The sequence below is a fragment of the Sedimentisphaera salicampi genome (genome assembly GCF_002117005.1).
Lineage (GTDB): Bacteria > Planctomycetota > Phycisphaerae > Sedimentisphaerales > Sedimentisphaeraceae > Sedimentisphaera > Sedimentisphaera salicampi.
In genome coordinates, this window is record NZ_CP021023.1 from 2,049,859 (window position 1) to 2,065,530 (window position 15,672).

The following is a 15,672-nucleotide window of genomic DNA, read 5'->3' on the forward strand; positions in this document are numbered from 1 at the left end:
AAATGACATTATTGATTGAGATTTGTGGCAAATGCGTGTTATGGGTTAAAAGAATATGTCTTTCTGATAGATTTCTTTATCAATTCCCTAAGTTTTATGAAATCCTCAGGTAATACATCATCAGGTTTGGAAAGCAATTCTTTCGCAATATCATTGAGTTTTTGCTTACCTTCAACAGTATTACCTTTTGTATCCTTCACACTAAAGAGATTTGAATGAACAATCGCATTTAGAGTTTTTTTGCCGTCAATCATATCAAGCCAAGAACCTTCTCCGAATTGTAATTCTAATTTGCCTCCAGTCATTTCAATGAAGGAAGTTTCAAATTTTTCTTTAATTGATTTTTCGGAAACTAAATCAGACACTTTTTTGCTTTTTCCTTTAAGCTCTTCTAAACTTAAAAGTTTTTCTACAGCGAAATCTTTATTGACAAATTCTGAAGGGTCATTAAATATTTCTATCCATTTTTCTTTTATTTGTTCTCTAATATCAACTAATACAGAGTTTGCTATCTCCAAGTAAATTCTTTTCTGCGCTTCGTCTTTTATCTTATTCTCTAACTCACTTTTGTTTCCATTTAAATATTTAGATTCAAATAAATACTCGGGAATTAAGAAATAATTTTCGATTTGCCTTTTTTTCCATATGAGCATATTGTGAGCATCTTTTTTAGGAAAATTTTTCCAACATTTTTCGACAAATTCATCTTTATGATGAAAATCTTTATCTATGAGAAAAAAATAATAAGGATGGTATTTATGTAATGATTTGGCAACTGCTTTCAGTGAATTGCTAGGTCCTAATGGCTCAATATTTATAATATTACCAAGAAGGTCTCTTAGGACCTTTACGTCAATAGAATATTCATTGCCTTCCACAAATAAAACATATTGTTCTTTTTGTTTAACCTCTTCACTATTTGAAATTGTGCGGGCTCTAACCATTATATTACTTTGTTTGAAATTTCAAAGAGTATTATAAAGAATTAAGCATCTATCTTTCCCAACAGAGTCGATAATTGTCTCTGAATGAGTTGCAATTATATATTGGTTATTAGGAGCTAGCTCAATAAGGCTGTTAATAAAGTTTCTATGCCATTGGGCGTTCAAATGGAGTTCAGGTTCATCAATGAAAACCACTTTTTCCCGCTCAATTGTATTTTGCCAAATCAAAAACAAAGTAGATATGATTTCTTTCTGCCCTGAGCTAAGACCGTCAAAAGAGTAAGTTTCTTTCTGTTCAGAATGTTTAATTCTCACGTCTATTGTATTATCAGGTTCAGGCCTGAGCTTATCAATCATTCCATCAGCGTATTGCTTAACTAAAAAATTCAGTTTATGAATAGTATTAGTTTTTGGATTGTTATTACCATTTGTTTCAAACAAATTCGCATTTGACATCATGGATTTTAAAACCGCAATTTTGAATGCACTCATCGGCATTTCATATCGATGCCTATATCTCGCTGAAATATATTTGGTTGTTATATTTTCAGTGTCATCAATCATCATCCCAAGTTCTGGGTTTCCTTCTTGAACTTTTCTGTAGCTGTGAAAGAGCAAATACAAATTCTCAAGCACCGGATTAACAGATATTCCGCAGATGTCTCTAAGTATTCCATAAGTAATTGAATCAGTTTCGTCTTTCTCAGTTTCCCTCCAAGGCTTACTGTTATTCTCAACCTTTAAAGACCCGTTTCTCTTGATCGTTAAATTTAGTGATATATTTTTGTTTCTGTAGACTACAGTTCCTTTTATTTCCAGCTTATCCTCTCCAGCTCTAATGAGTAAATCAGGTATATTAAGCGTTCCTCGCCTATTTATAAGCGGATATTCACCAGTTTTAACCATTAAAGAATTGAGCAAAAGAGAACAACATTCAATTATAGAAGTTTTGCCAATACCATTTTCACTCCCCAATACCATTATATCAGGGTCAGTTTCCATTCGGGGTTTAGGGAAATCCAGGTCTAACTCTTTTATACCTTTATAGTTTGATATTGAAATTTTCCTTATTTTAATTGGACCTTTCAAGGCTATCCCCTTTGTTCGAAATTTAAAGAATAGAACAGTTCATATGATAATATTAAAAAATAAAAAGTCAATATTAGCCCATATTTAATTTTGCTATTTTAGGTTTTTATGTGCGCAACTATATTTTTGGGCAAAGCTTTTAAAGCTGATTATTCACTGATGATTTTGCCACGAGCCACGAATCAATAAATGGGTAACTGTCCCTATTAAAATCCCATCCTGTAAATCTTGTTAATCCTGTCTAATTTCCCGCATCCCTCTCCGCCTGCGGGGGAGGGGAGATGTTTTTAGCCGCTAAATTCCGCTGAGATTTATAAGCCGCTAAGATGCGCTAAGGGGATATTTTTTGACAGGATTCACAGGATAAATATTTAATAAGGAAAAGGCGGAGAGACGCTCTGCTGAAATATAAAGAGTTTTCTCGTATAATAATAGACGGAAAAATGCTGCACAGGGGGTATATGCCGATCAATTAGCCGAAAGGTTTAGAGTTAAATCGCAGTGTTTCTCTAAAAGCTCTAAATCGGGAAGGAATTTTACGGGCAGATCAATTTTACGTCCTTCAATAGATCTGAAGTATTCAATGAAAGATTTAGCAGTGTATATATCTAAAGAAGGGCTCAAAACAATCCTATATTTTTGGTCTAAGCTTATCAAATGAGAGTCAAAAGCTGCGTCATAAGTTGCTGAAAAACAAAGCCCGTTTGATGGGTTTAAGCGATTTGCTTTATCGCTTGACCAGGGGCTAATGTGGCTCGCCCTTAAAACAGCAGGTATCGGCAAACCAGTAATACAACAACGACTGCGATAGTTCTTAAGCACCATTTTCCGGAAATAACGTTGATTTACCCTATTTTTTACAGCTCGCAAGTTTTCTTTGCCTTTTTTAACAACATCACAATCAACTAAGGCATCATAGTTTTCTATTGGCTGGCTTTCAAGCTGCTCAGCTAAGGCTTTTCCATCATTTTCTTCTTGGGTTGCTCGCATCAATTTCAACTCAAATTTATGCTCCACCAAGAAACTTAAGAAGCTTTTAATAGCGGCTGAATAAAAACCACCTTTCCAATAACTCGGGCGAGAATCAAACTTAAATACCCCTTCAATTCCCAGCTTTTGTTGTTCTAATACGTATTTATAAACATCTGCAACTTCGTCTGCGCTGCTTACTTCCCAAATATTACAGTCTCTGAATTTTGTTTCTGAATGAGCTAATATATCCTGCAGATAATCCAGAGCCTTAATGTAAGACCCAGCCTTATTGCTGCCCTCAGTATTTGTTTCTTGAATATATTTTATGTATTCTGAACGCATAAGCCGTCTATTATTGTATCTACTAAAACCAAAAGAGAACTTTCAATATTATATCAAAAAATCACATCATCACAAACGAGAGGTGGTTTGCGGGTGAGGATTGTTGTAAAATGAGCGATATTTGTATAATATGCTTATCGCAATACGGGAAACATACAAACGAAAAGGAAACGAGGCGGACAAAATGGATGAATTCAGGGTAAAGGTAAACAATGGTGAGAAGATAATTCGCTGCCGAGCGGGGGCGAATCTCCGCGAGGTTCTTTTATCTGAGGGCATTGAGCTTGGCGTATGCGGCGGAAGAGGCGTATGCGGGAAGTGCAGCGTTAAAACAGACGCAAGCGGAGAACTCACCGACGCAGAAAAGAATCAGCAGGCCAAAGGCAGGCTTGAAGACGGTCAGCGGCTTGCGTGTCAGGTGGATGTTCAGGGGGATATATCAGTTGAGCTTGAGGGTCATCTCGAAGGCGTTAACACTTTCAAGGCTGTCTGCCGGGAGATTACCTCCCTCACCTCCGATATCCGGCTATTCCGCTTTGAGGTGGAAGGCGAACCGCTGGACTACCGCCCCGGGCAGTATGTACTGCTCACCGTGCCTGCTTATGAATGCTCTGAAAGGCCGGTTACAAGAACGTTCTCTATCGCCTCGGACCCTGCGGATAAATCGCAGTTTGAGCTTATAATACGCCAAACCCCCAACGGGCTCTGCACAAAGTATCTCTTTGAGCACCTGAAGGAGGGGGAAGTGATAGAATTTGAAGGGCCGGAGGGCGATTTCGGGCTAACGCAAAGCAGCCGGCCTGCTGTGATGATAGCCGGCGGGTCGGGAATGAGCTCAATCCGCAACCTTCTCTTTGAAATGAAAAATGCCGGCGATGAAAGGCCTGCAACATATTTCTTCGGGGCTGAAACTGAAGATGATATATATATGCTTGATGAGATGAGGGAATTTGAGAAAACAATCCCAAATTTCAAATTTGTGCCGGTTATTCACCACCCCAGCGACAGCTGGCATGGACAGACCGGCCTTGTAACCGATGCCCTGAAGCAAAGATGCAGCAATCTCAGCTCCTGCGAGGCGTTTCTCTGCGGCAGCCCTGGGATGATAAACGCATCAATCGATGTTCTGAAAAGTCTCGGTGTTAGCGGGCAGAACATCTACTACGATTCCTTCGGCTGACACCAATGCCGGAAAGGGGCGCGGGCAATTGTGCGATTATAACGAAAAGAACGAAGCTGCTGTGAACGAGTTTATCGAATTCCTACGCTACGAGCGGGGAAGCGCAGAACTTACAATCAGCTCCTACCGCAACGATCTGAAAGACTTCAGCAGATTTCTGGGGGAAGAAGACTTCGGCTCTATCTTTGAGGTAAGCCCTGAAATCATTCGTGCCTACCTCACCCGCTGCAGCCTTGAAGGGCTCGGCAGGAAATCTGCAGCAAGGCGCGTTTCTTCGCTGAGGGCGTTCTATAAGCATCTCCTGCAGAACGGGAAGATCAGCGTTAATCCTGTTACAGGGCTTCGAACCCCAAAGCCCGATGGAAAGCTGCCGAATTTTCTCACGGAAAAAGAAATCGACTACCTGCTCAGCGAGCAGGACTTGAGCACGTGGCTCGGGGCGAGAGACAAGGCGATACTGGAGGTTTTATATGGGGGCGGCCTCAGGATCAGCGAGCTTACCGGCCTTTCAAGGAGCAGCTTCAGGAGCGGGGGGAGGATTGTGAAGGTGCGGGGGAAGGGCAATCGCGAGAGGCTCTGCCCGCTGGGCGAGAGAGCAGGGAAGGCTGTGGAAGATTATCTCAGGCTCGCAGAGAATCACTTCAGAGAGTGCTGCAGAGCCTTTGATGAAGAGGCGGTGTTTTTGAACAGATTCGGCAGACGCCTCAAAGAAGGCGGGATAAGAAAGATGCTCAAGAAGTATCTGCTGAAGGCCGGACTCAGCAAATCTGCCACCCCTCACACGCTCCGCCACAGCTACGCCACCCATCTGTTAGACCACAACGCTGATCTCAGGAGCGTGCAGGAGCTGCTGGGGCATAAATCCATCGCTGCCACTCAGGTTTACACGCACCTAACCACCAAAAGGCTCAAAGATGTTTACAAAAAAGCGCACCCGAGAGACTCATTTACCGAACCTGAGCAGTAAAAATCCGGCTTTGCCCCAAAAAAATCAAAAAAATGCCCTCTCAGCCTCAAAATAAGCCTTTACAAAATAAATTTTTTCGTATAATGCCTCTTTCCTTTATTAACTCAGTAATCAAGGTTTAAAGATATGTACGCAATAATAGAACAAGGCGGAAAACAATATAAAGTATCTCAGGGCGATGTGATAAACATCGAACTTACCGACCTCGAAGAAGGTGCGGAAGTTCTTGAGATGGATAAGGTTCTCTTTGTCAGCGACGGGCAGGAAATCAAGATCGGCAAGCCGTATATCGACGGTGCGAAGGTTACTGCGAAAGTGAAATACTTCGACAAGAAAACCGGCGAAGAGGCAGAGAAAACTGCTGTATTCAAGGGCAAGAAGGTTTACCCAACCTACTTCCGCAGAAGGAAGCACAGCAGAAAGAGAATTGGACACCGCCAGAAATATCTTCAGGTGATAGTGGATACTATCGAAGCCTGATTCAAGCTTAACAACACTGCAATACTTCAAGCCGCAGCCTTAAACGGGTGCGGCTTTTTTCATTCTGCAGTAAAGTTTGAAGAAGCGCATAAAAAAGAGCCCTCAGCAGCGAAGCTTTGGGCTCTTTTGGTTTCAATTTTCATTCATTACTGGCTCGCATTGGCTCTTGCGGCTTCCTTGATTCTGTTGAACCGCTTAATTGCATCGCCAACGAGATAAACGCTGCCTGAGATGCATATCACATCGCCTCTTGTAACTGCACTGCCTGCTATTTTGAGCGCATCGCCGAGAGAGAGGGACGTCTGGCACATTCTGCCGGTAAGTTCGTTGTATTCTTCTGCGAGCTCATCGGGGCTGATTGCCCTCGGCGAGGAGCTTCTAGTGAAGATCACCTTGTCCGCTCCATATTGGAGCTGGTCTAACATGCCGAGTATATCCTTGTCAGCATTGCAGCCGAAGATAAAGATAAGCGAATCATATGGTATATGCTGGCCGATTGTGGCGATAAGAGCCCTCAAGCTCGCAGCATTATGAGCAGCATCAACGATAACAGTAGGCTCGTTGAACACCACTTCCATACGCCCTGGCATATGAACATTTTCGAGACCCTGAACAATGTTTTCATTTTCGATTTCGCAGCCCTTATTCTTGAGCTGGTCTATTATTGTAAGTGCGAGGCCGCAGTTTAGAGCCTGATGGTCGCCGGGGAGCGGGACCTTCAAATGCTCAAATTTGCTCGTTTCAGACTGAACGCAAATCCTTGTGTGCGGGCCGTCCTCCCTGCTGGATTCGAACCTGCTCGAGAAATCTACATTCACGCCGGTAACCCAGAGCGGAGCGTTCTTGGCCTCAGCCTCACTCTTGATCACATCAAGAGCCCGCTCGTCCTGATCTATAGTTACCACCGGCACACCTTCTTTAATTATACCGGCCTTCTCTTTGGCAATCTGCTCGATTTTATACCCGAGCTGACGCTGATGATCTATGCTTATTTGCGTTATAGCGGTAATCAAAGGCTGAACTACGTTTGTGCTGTCGAGTCTTCCGCCGAGCCCTGTTTCCAGTACCACGTAATCGGCTTTCTGATTCTTGAAATGCACAAAGGCCATAGCCGTGAGAAGCTCGAAAAATGTGGGCTGGATGTTTTCTTTAGCCAGCTTATCCACTGCCGGCTTTATCTGACGTACAAGGGCAGTCATCTGCCGTTCGGTAATATGTTTGTTGTTAACCGAGATCCTTTCGTGCATTGAAGTGATGTGGGGTGATGTGTACAGCCCCACCTTATACCCGCCAGCCTCAAGCATTCTTGCAAGCATAGTGGACGTAGAACCTTTGCCCTTTGAGCCGGCTATGTGGATGAAATTCTGCCCTTTCTCAGGGTTCTTCATCTCTTTCAGCAGCCTGTACATACGGGTGAGGTCGAAGGTGGTAATATTATATCTCAGCAGACGCTGTTTCTCATAGTCGGTATGAGAAAAGATATAATCCATCGCCTCTTTATAACCCCTGATAGCTTTGCCGGCGTCTTTTTTTCGGGAAGAGCTGCCCGATTTAGTTTTTGTTGTGCGTGCCATAATCCAATTATTATATCATATAGAAAGAAAAAGTCAAATTTTTGAAGTTAATTCAAACATAAACCTATGATTTGAAACACTTTACATTAAAGAGCTGTTCAGTAGATACCCAACACAAAGTACTGGTTAATTCTACGCAATTTCCCAATACCTGTTCACACATTGGGCTAACAAAACACATTTACCTCATTAGAGCGGGCGGTGATTGAGGAGTAAGGCAGGATTAACAGGACAGGCTTACTCCTCAAACTCTGCATAACTTAAAGTTTACTCGAAATATAATCCACTTATTGCACGTTTTTTGGCGGCAAGCAGCAAGCAGCGAGAAGACTTCCAGTTTGCCGCCGGCTCTTTGCCTGTGCCTATATACTGCATAATTGTTTTCAAAACAACCCTAACTTGTCGCAATATGGTGTTTTTTCTTCGCATAAAGGTGTTTAAGTGCAATGGGATTTTGTTATTATTACTTTCTCAATTATTCGCAGCAGCAGCCTGAAGTGCGGATTTAAGCGGAAATATTCCCTGAAGGGGCAGAAAAGCTGCTTCAGAAAAAACGATTTGATAACTGGAGACGCAAATGACTGTTCAAAAGCAAGCATTCGTAATTGCATTATTGGCCATCTTCTGCTCGGTACAGCTTGCAGGAGCGGGAGTTTTAAGGCCGCCGGAAAAGATTATCAAGGCATCAAGCGAGGATTATCCCTCGCTTAAAACACGGCATTTCCAAGGCATTCCAAGCATCGCAGTGAGCCCTGAGGGAAGAATCTGGGTAACATGGTATGCAGGGCCAACGCCTGCTGAGGATGAAAATAATTATGCTGTGCTGGCCACCAGCGGCGATGACGGGAACACATGGGAGGAAGTTATGGTGGTTGATCCCGACGGCCCTGGGCAGCTTCGAGCTTACGATCCGCAAATCTGGACAGACCCCGACGGCAAGGTTTGGTGGTTTTGGGCTCAGGCAAAAGCGTATGGGGAAAGAGCCCAAACATGGGCAATGACCGCTGAAAACCCGGATGATGAGCAGGCAGATTGGTCTGAGCCGTTTCATATTGCCGGCGGCGTACTGCTCGGCAAGCCAACAGTGCTCAATAACGGCGACTGGCTTATGCCTATAAGCGACTGGGCAGGCCGGATCAGCCGCTCACCAAACGCTGCTACTGCCGCTGTTTACATATCAAAAAGCAAATGGGCAGGGCAGTGTTTCAGGCTTCAAGGCGCTGCGTTAGTGCCTCTTAAAGACCGGAAATTTGATGAGCATATGATAGTTGAGCGGAAAGACGGAAGCCTTTGGCTGCTGGCTCGAACCAAGTACGGCATAGGCGAGAGCTTTTCGAATGATGATGGAGAAACGTGGAGCGATGTGTCCAAATCAGATATCAAGCATACATCATCAAGATTCTTTATTCGCCGGCTCAATTCTGGAAATCTGCTTCTCGTTAAGCACGGCCCGATAAATGAAAAAACAGGACGCGAGCGTCTAATGGCATTCATCTCAAAAGATGACGGGGAAACGTGGCAGGGAGGCCTTATGCTTGATGAGAGAAAGAAGGTATCCTATCCGGACGGGCAGCAGAGCCCAGACGGCAAGATTTACATTACTTACGACCGCGACAGATACGGCGAAAAGGAAATCCTTATGGCCGTGTTCACCGAAAAGGACGCCTTGGCGGGCAAGACCGTATCAGATGATGTGCGTTTGAAGGTTCTAATCAGCAAGAATCCCTCTCCCCTGCCATTTGAGCCTGCCCTCCCTGAGCCGACTGCCCCATACAAAGCAAATAAATTCGACTTTGATGATAATTCCAGCGAATCACGCATCAATTTTTCCCGTCCGGCTGAGATTAAACCGCAAGACGGCGGGGATATCGATACCCTCGAAATCGGTGCGAGGATTTGGTCTAACCGCAAATATGTATTCTGCGTACTTCCCGAGGAGCTGAAGGGTAAGAAATTCATCAGATCAAAGATAGAAAAGAGCAAGGCCAAGGCTGAGTCTGATGGATATGTCTATGTGATTGGAAAACAGAAGGCAATTGAAGATGAATTGCTGAAACAGGGCTTTGAGAAAACCAGCATACCCCAGTTTATCCCCTTTGCCCCTAAAGGCAGTTATCTCCGTTATGATGCCGTTTCAGTATATCAGAAGTACGTGAAAAAGGGTGATATAATCGAATACGGCAAATGGGGGATTACCGTGGTTGAGTAAGCAGGAGAGCAGAGAAGGCGATAATATTACTTCAGAGATGGCTGAGCCTAACCCCGTACAGCTTGTACTGATGTTGTTCGCCGGCAGCAGCAAAGCTTCACGGTAAATAAAACATCAACCCCTTCTTGCCCAACACGGGCTTACTCGTTGAAAATTCACATATAATCTGAGTAATCAGTAGATTGATTTGGATTAGAGTTTTTCGAAATGTCTCTTGAGGCTCTGCACGGTTTTTGGCATCTTCCCGAGGTGGCAGGTGATATACTTCAGAATAAACTTTTCGATATACCATATCATCTCCCCGTCTTCTGCAAGCTGAATCGGCTCTCTTGCGAGAATCGCCCGCACAGCTGCCGGCTTGAGCGGGAAGCTCTCCCTTGCCTTATTTCTGCACTGCGGGCAGTAAATCGCCACTTCCGTTTCGGAGAAAAACGCTTCCTTCCAGCTCTTATCGAATGCTCTCCCGCAGCCGCTGCAAAGCGATACGTTCATTGAATTTCCGGTGAGCTCAAGCATATCGAGCTGGAAAAGGATGAGGTTCTTTGCAGCCTCAAGCTCGCTCGCAGAGGACACGGCATTCAGGAAACCAGTAAACCTGTCATAAAGATCGGGATTAGGCTGGTTTTCGTTTACGAAATAAGATAGCAGATCAGCCGCGCACAGGGCAAAGTTCAGTCCTGCCCAAGACCTGCGGATCTTGTGGTATTTTTCGGTTATATCAAAGTCTGTAAGTGTTCCGAGGTTTGATTCGGCATACTTAGCCGGCAGAAACACCGCCTCGCCGGAAGTAAAGATTTCAATGTTGCCCGCAAGGCCTTTCGATTTTTTAGCCCCTTTGGCAATGAGACGGAGCTTGCCGTTATTCTTTGAAAATAGCGTGAGTATGAGCGAGCTTTCTGAATAATCAACCTTGCGAATGCATACAGCAGTATCTTTCACTGGCATAACTGCTACACCGCCTCAGCCTCGGCCTTTTTCTCGATTCGAAGCCGCTTGATTTTGCGTTTCTCCGCCGCCAGCACTGTAAACAGCAGGTTGCGGTAGGTGAAGGTTTCTCCGGGCTTGGGGATATAGCCCAGATGCGAGAAAACAAACCCGCCAACGGTATCATAGTCTTCGTCCTCGGGCAGCTCGATATCAAAATTCTGGTTCAAATCATCCACGTAAATCTGGGCATCCAGCTCCACGAGATTCTCGTTTACCGGCTTTATAGAGGCGGGCGCCTTTCGTTCATACTCATCCTCAATCTCACCCACAAGCTCCTCAAGCACATCTTCTATCGTAACGATACCCGCTACGCCTCCGTATTCATCGAGCACCACTGCAAGGTGCTGCTTTTTCTTCTGGAATTCGTGCAGAAGTTCGCGGAGGGTTATTGTTTCGGGCACAAAATACGCCTCACGCACCTTTTCTCTGAGGTTGAAGTCCTCGGTGTTTTTATCGAACTCGCTCAAAAGGTCTTTGGCGTAAACAAGCCCCACGATATTATCAATCTTATTCTCATACACGGGAACTCTGGAGTGTCCTGCCCCGCGGATTATCTTCACCACATCCTCAAAATTCGTGCTTACTTCTATCGCCACAAGATCTGTGCGGGGTGTGATGATTTCGATGGCGTTTGTTTCATCAAGCTCGAGGATATTCTCGATCATCGCCATCTCTTCATTATCCACAACCCCCTCATCCACGCTCTTCTCAACAACGTCGAGTATCTCATCGTGTTTTTCCTCGATCTGCTCTTCTTCAGTGGAATGCTGAACTCCGGAAAGACGCATAACCACGATATCATTAAGCCGAAATATATAAATTACCGGCTTAATAATCTGCGAAAGGAGCAGAACAGGTGCATACATAAGCCTGATTACCCGCTCGGGTACATATACCGAGAGCGGCCTTGGAATTACTATCGAGAACGTGCAGACGAGCACAAGCGAGATCAGGAATGCGTAAAAGAGCTCCGCCTCAGTTAAGAAATTATTCTCTCCAACAACAAAGAATCTAACAATGGTAAGCATTGCAGCGGCATTGAACAGCAGCTGAAAAAATCTCGCTGTCATACTCAGCTTTTCTGAATTTTCAGAGACATTTCTCGCAAGCTCTTCTGCCTTATCCTTGTTTTTGGAGGTTTCCAGGAGCCTCCTTCTCGAAAAAGACTTGAACGACAGAGAACTGGCTGAAAAAAGACACGAGCCGACCGCCGACACTGCCGTAATGACGGCTAACCATCCAATTTCTTCCAAATTGTTTTCCTTTTCATATTAACAGCATTTCCCCTCTCGGGGGCCGGAAAACAGAAACTACTCATCCCCGTACCGGCGAAGGCAATTATAACCTGCCCTGTAAAATTTTCAAATATGAGGGGAAATTATTCTCAGAGGAGCAGTTTTTTCAGTTCTTTTGCCGCTTTTTCGGGATTATCAGCCATTGTAACCGCAGAAGATACCGCTGCGCAGCGTACTCCCGCCTCCCTGAGCTGCGGTATTGAGCCGGCTTTTATCCCCCCGATAGCAGTATGATACACCCCGCTTCCCTGCAGATGCAAAACGGCCTCTTTGATATATTTAAGGCCTGAGGGGTTCAGGCCGGGTTTCGTTTGCGTTTGGGCGAACGGGCCTATGCCCACATAATCCGCTCCCTGCTTGACTGCCTCTTGAAGCTCGGGGATATTGTGCGTGGTGAGCCCGAGGATCATCGGCCTTGGCGATATATCCCGCAACACCTCAGCGGGCACATCTTTGAGCCCGAGGTGCACGCCGTCTGCCCCGCTGGAAACAGCAATATCCGGGCGGTCGTTCACAATGCTCACCGCCCCCGCCTCTCTGCACCGGCGGGCGAGTATGCAGGCCAAGCGATAAACAAATCCGTCATCATCGCTTTTCGCCCTGAGCTGGATGCAGTCTGCCCCGCCTTTCAGGGCAGCCGAGAGCATCTTCTCGAAATCCGGCTCTTCCAAATCATCAAGCAGTACGTAAAGCCGCACATCTGCAAATTTTTCACGGGCATTCAACGCCCCAGAGATATCCTTCTCGAGCGTGTAAGCCTTGAATCTTGCCTCCTCAAACTCCGCCGCAGATTCCGGGCTGATCGTTTGGGCGGTTTCTGATAGAACTCTAAGCGCCTCAGGCAGTCTTTTGGCGGCTGCTGAGAAAACATCTTCCGCGCTCTGCCTTTTCATCTGCCCCTGCACTTCAAGCCCCGCACCTGGGTCTTTATCGCTTTCCCTGGCGGCAAGCATCCTGCCGGAATCCAGTTTTGCAGCCGCAGAGGAAATTTTATGCCTGAGGGCCTTCGCCCTCGCTGCAAGCGGCTTCGACCCGAGCACAAATCTTGCAAATTCCTCCATAACCCTGCACGCCTCACGCGAGCGGTTGAAGTTTGCATCTATTATTCTGTAAATACTTGACTGCATAATTCCCGCTACGTTCTATGTATGTTCCTCTGAACAAAGGCCATTATCAAGAGCACAACTCCCAGCCCCGCCCAAATTAGAACGATTCCTGAATCGCCCGAGCGGTCTGTATGGGAGATTATGTTTTTAGTGAGGTTCTTGCCCATCATTATAAACACCACAAGCACGGCAAGTGGTATTATACCGGCCCCGAAAGAGGCCAAAACGTGGCTGTTTCGCATAATCACTCCGAAGGCCGCACCGGTTACCGTGATAAACAAGCAGGCTATCCCGAATACAAGGCGGTAGTTTATCTCAATTGCCACTTCTCCCGCTGTTTCATCTATCCTCTGGTCGAGCTCTTCGGTGAGCATCTTCACTTCTATCGAAGGGTCTTCAAGACCCGAATTAAGCGCAGCTGCGAGCCTGTCTGAACTGCTGTATATCTCTTGGATTGGTGCCGGGGTCTGCAAGTGCCTGAATGTTCGGGATTCCACCCTGTCCGGCGCAGGCTCGCCTGCAGGTACAGCACGGTTCAGCGAGAAATTCCAGTAGTCCTCCGGGCTGCTGCCGGCGGCATAGATTTCAGCAGATTCTGCCTCCCAGCGGTTTTCTGGCACTTCCGCTCCATCCGAATACTCCAGCACTTCAACCCCTGCTGCGTGCAGTGATAAATCTGAATCCAGCCGGCAGCTCTCAGCCCTGAAAAGCAGCCTTTCGCTTATACCTGAAAGCTTGAGCCATCTGTTGGTTTGAGCAGAGCCGTCTATTCTTTGCGCAAGAAGCTCGGTGGAAATTCTCTCGATAAGCTCATCCGCTTTCTTTCGCACAGGCCCGAAAAGCACAGGCTTTTTCTCAATCTTCCTGAGCATACTGAGCTTTTTGAAACGGATATTATCAACTATCAAAGAGCCAACTTTCGTTCTGAGCGGGAGTTTTGCGCAGTAGGAGTAGCCGGATTTATCCGCCTGAAAGAGCTCATAGGCGGTAACGGAGATCTGATTGCCGCTGTCAGTTTTGCTGAAGTTCACACGGGCAAGAGAGCTTGTTATCAGCGAGCTGGCAGAGCCCTCATCAATCCGGAGGATGTTCACGCCTGAGAGAATGTTCTTATCCTCATCCACCTTGTCTGCAATAATGAAGGTTTTGGAGTCTTTACCCTCAATCTCATACATCCCCTTGCGTTTTATGCTCCGGAATACAATCTGCTTGATATTCGCCTTTACGTTCACCTCAGCCTTGTGGATGTAATGCGGGACTACGTAAAAATTCAGCAGCAGATTCGCCGCCATAACAAACAACCCCAGATACACTGCCGGCAGCATTATGGATGTTGTGCTGATTCCGCCCGCACGGCAGGCGGTGTGTTCATTCTGTCCTGCAAAACGACCGTAAGTAACCGCAGCAGCGAACACCGCCCCTACCGGCAGCACAAAGGCGAGTGTTACAGGGATGAAGTATATGATAAGCCGCACCGCCTGAGCCGGGCTGACCCCAAACTCCCTTGCAGGCGCAATAAGGCCCCCAAGGCTCAAAATCAGCGTTAGAGCAGCTGTAGCCAGCAGAAAAGATTTTACTAAATCTTTCAGCAAATATCTGTGTATTATTTTATTCACGAATTTTCCTGTGTCTTCTTGCAGTTGCGGGTTGTATTTTAAGTTTCAGAATATTAACATCAAGAAACATATTTCAAGCTCTGAATTTTTCCTTCCGGTTGCCCATTTTTCAGACAGGTTTTTTGTTTTTTTGACGCAGCCCTCCGGCAAAAACAGTTCATCATTGAAAAAAATTGGGCTGAAATGCAGAAAAAGCTTGATTTTTTATTTATATGAATTATAAAACTGTGCTCTCAGTTTATATCTGAAGTTTATTTTTTATTATTTCCGTTAAATCGAAAGGAAAAGATATATATGATCAAAGTTAAAGCGAGGGCTGGCGAATCAGTTCAGCAGATGGTGAAGAGATTCAAGAAGATGTGCGAGAAAGAGGGCCTCATCCGTGATATGAAGCGCCACAGCTACTACGAAAAACCATCTGAGAAGAACCGCCGCCGGAATAAGCGCAAGCCCACCCGCGCACTTTAATCAATCTTTTTCGTATAACGGGTAAGATAGATTTCAGAGGATAAGCTGTAAGCTGTCCTCATTTTTCTTTGCGCATAGGAGCAAATATGAAAGGCAAAATCATAAAAACCCTGCTTCTGAGCCTTGCGATGTTTATCGCCGGGTATCTAACAGCAGTTTACAGCCTTGAGAAAGACGGCGCAGCAGAAGGGAAAAACCAAAACCTCTCTGAAAGCATTGAGAATATCTCATCTACAGTTAAATCTGCGGCCTCCGAGCACGGCGAGCAGGCTCTAAGATTAATGCGCGACAGAATAAACAAAATGCTTGAAGAGAAAGAAGAGAAAAGTGGACAGGCCGGCGGGGCAGAGAGCCCTGAAGAAGCTCAATCCCCTGAAGCTGGCAGCGAGAATCCCTGACCACTTCAAAATTGTAGGTAGCTACAATTTTGTAACCAAGCAGCC

14 protein-coding genes are annotated in these 15,672 nt (G+C 45.5%); 6 read left to right on the top strand and 8 right to left on the bottom strand.

The genetic code is table 11. The features are described from left to right. Nucleotides 1–38: 38 nt before the first annotated feature. The 3 genes from STSP1_RS07725 to STSP1_RS07735 all read right to left on the bottom strand — a co-directional run bounded on the left by STSP1_RS07725 (nt 39) and on the right by STSP1_RS07735 (nt 3,347). The gene (locus STSP1_RS07725) at nt 39–944 is read right to left on the bottom strand and encodes a hypothetical protein (RefSeq protein ID WP_085755806.1); all 906 of its coding nucleotides are present in this window, start codon (nt 942–944) and stop codon (nt 39–41) included. A gap of 21 nt (nt 945–965) precedes the next feature. After that, nucleotides 966–2,033: an AAA family ATPase gene (locus STSP1_RS07730; protein WP_085755807.1), complete on the bottom strand. Its 1,068-nt coding sequence runs from the start codon at nt 2,031–2,033 to the stop codon at nt 966–968. A 468-nt stretch (nt 2,034–2,501) separates the two neighbouring features. Beyond that, on the bottom strand, nt 2,502–3,347 hold the full coding sequence (locus tag STSP1_RS07735) for an HNH endonuclease (RefSeq protein ID WP_085755808.1): 846 nt from the start codon (nt 3,345–3,347) through the stop codon (nt 2,502–2,504). 184 nt (nt 3,348–3,531) lie between these two features. On the opposite strand from STSP1_RS07735, the gene STSP1_RS07740 reads away from it, so the two are divergent. From STSP1_RS07740 to rplU, 3 genes are all read left to right on the top strand, one after another. After that, nucleotides 3,532–4,527 carry an NADH:ubiquinone reductase (Na(+)-transporting) subunit F gene (locus STSP1_RS07740; RefSeq protein WP_161491676.1) on the top strand — a complete coding sequence of 332 codons (996 nt, stop codon included), beginning with the start codon at nt 3,532–3,534 and terminating at the stop codon, nt 4,525–4,527. Nucleotides 4,528–4,555: 28 nt separating this feature from the next. Next, nucleotides 4,556–5,494: a tyrosine recombinase XerC gene (locus STSP1_RS07745; protein WP_161491677.1), complete on the top strand. Its 939-nt coding sequence runs from the start codon at nt 4,556–4,558 to the stop codon at nt 5,492–5,494. A 126-nt stretch (nt 5,495–5,620) separates the two neighbouring features. Further along, complete coding sequence (gene rplU / locus STSP1_RS07750; protein WP_085755810.1) at nt 5,621–5,974, top strand: 50S ribosomal protein L21; 354 nt, start codon at nt 5,621–5,623, stop codon at nt 5,972–5,974. A gap of 146 nt (nt 5,975–6,120) precedes the next feature. Here rplU and STSP1_RS07755 read toward each other — a convergent pair whose 3' ends face one another. Then, entirely contained in the window at nt 6,121–7,548 is a 1,428-nt protein-coding gene (locus STSP1_RS07755; RefSeq protein ID WP_085755811.1) for a bifunctional folylpolyglutamate synthase/dihydrofolate synthase, read from the bottom strand. 577 nt (nt 7,549–8,125) lie between these two features. Here STSP1_RS07755 and STSP1_RS07760 point away from each other — a divergent pair. Next, nucleotides 8,126–9,757 (top strand): sialidase family protein, encoded by a 1,632-nt coding sequence (locus tag STSP1_RS07760; RefSeq protein WP_085755812.1) that lies wholly within the window; start codon nt 8,126–8,128, stop codon nt 9,755–9,757. A gap of 192 nt (nt 9,758–9,949) precedes the next feature. Here STSP1_RS07760 and recO read toward each other — a convergent pair whose 3' ends face one another. The 4 genes from recO to STSP1_RS07780 form a co-directional block, all read right to left on the bottom strand. Further along, complete coding sequence (gene recO, locus STSP1_RS07765) at nt 9,950–10,702, bottom strand: DNA repair protein RecO (protein ID WP_085755813.1); 753 nt, start codon at nt 10,700–10,702, stop codon at nt 9,950–9,952. A 5-nt stretch (nt 10,703–10,707) separates the two neighbouring features. Then, nucleotides 10,708–11,997: a hemolysin family protein gene (locus tag STSP1_RS07770; RefSeq protein WP_085755814.1), complete on the bottom strand. Its 1,290-nt coding sequence runs from the start codon at nt 11,995–11,997 to the stop codon at nt 10,708–10,710. Nucleotides 11,998–12,128: 131 nt separating this feature from the next. After that, on the bottom strand, nt 12,129–13,166 hold the full coding sequence (gene thiE, locus STSP1_RS07775; protein WP_085755815.1) for a thiamine phosphate synthase: 1,038 nt from the start codon (nt 13,164–13,166) through the stop codon (nt 12,129–12,131). Nucleotides 13,167–13,174: 8 nt separating this feature from the next. Beyond that, nucleotides 13,175–14,761 (bottom strand): LptF/LptG family permease, encoded by a 1,587-nt coding sequence (locus STSP1_RS07780; RefSeq protein WP_161491678.1) that lies wholly within the window; start codon nt 14,759–14,761, stop codon nt 13,175–13,177. A 294-nt stretch (nt 14,762–15,055) separates the two neighbouring features. Here STSP1_RS07780 and rpsU point away from each other — a divergent pair, with 294 nt between their 5' ends. Beyond that, nucleotides 15,056–15,229: a 30S ribosomal protein S21 gene (gene rpsU, locus STSP1_RS07790; RefSeq protein ID WP_193432576.1), complete on the top strand. Its 174-nt coding sequence runs from the start codon at nt 15,056–15,058 to the stop codon at nt 15,227–15,229. Nucleotides 15,230–15,315: 86 nt separating this feature from the next. Beyond that, the gene (locus tag STSP1_RS07795; protein ID WP_085755818.1) at nt 15,316–15,627 is read left to right on the top strand and encodes a hypothetical protein; all 312 of its coding nucleotides are present in this window, start codon (nt 15,316–15,318) and stop codon (nt 15,625–15,627) included. Nucleotides 15,628–15,672: the final 45 nt, after the last annotated feature.

Bases quoted from the DNA above. Each gene is read 5' to 3' on its own strand.
- STSP1_RS07735 (WP_085755808.1), bottom strand. From the start codon at position 3,347: ATGCGTTCAGAATACATAAAATATATTCAAGAAACAAATACTGAGGGC.
- rplU (WP_085755810.1), top strand. From the start codon at position 5,621: ATGTACGCAATAATAGAACAAGGCGGAAAACAATATAAAGTATCTCAG.
- thiE (WP_085755815.1), bottom strand. From the start codon at position 13,166: ATGCAGTCAAGTATTTACAGAATAATAGATGCAAACTTCAACCGCTCG.
- STSP1_RS07795 (WP_085755818.1), top strand. From the start codon at position 15,316: ATGAAAGGCAAAATCATAAAAACCCTGCTTCTGAGCCTTGCGATGTTT.
- STSP1_RS07725 (WP_085755806.1), bottom strand. From the start codon at position 944: ATGGTTAGAGCCCGCACAATTTCAAATAGTGAAGAGGTTAAACAAAAA.
- STSP1_RS07755 (WP_085755811.1), bottom strand. From the start codon at position 7,548: ATGGCACGCACAACAAAAACTAAATCGGGCAGCTCTTCCCGAAAAAAA.
- STSP1_RS07760 (WP_085755812.1), top strand. From the start codon at position 8,126: ATGACTGTTCAAAAGCAAGCATTCGTAATTGCATTATTGGCCATCTTC.
- STSP1_RS07740 (WP_161491676.1), top strand. From the start codon at position 3,532: ATGGATGAATTCAGGGTAAAGGTAAACAATGGTGAGAAGATAATTCGC.
- recO (WP_085755813.1), bottom strand. From the start codon at position 10,702: ATGCCAGTGAAAGATACTGCTGTATGCATTCGCAAGGTTGATTATTCA.
- rpsU (WP_193432576.1), top strand. From the start codon at position 15,056: ATGATCAAAGTTAAAGCGAGGGCTGGCGAATCAGTTCAGCAGATGGTG.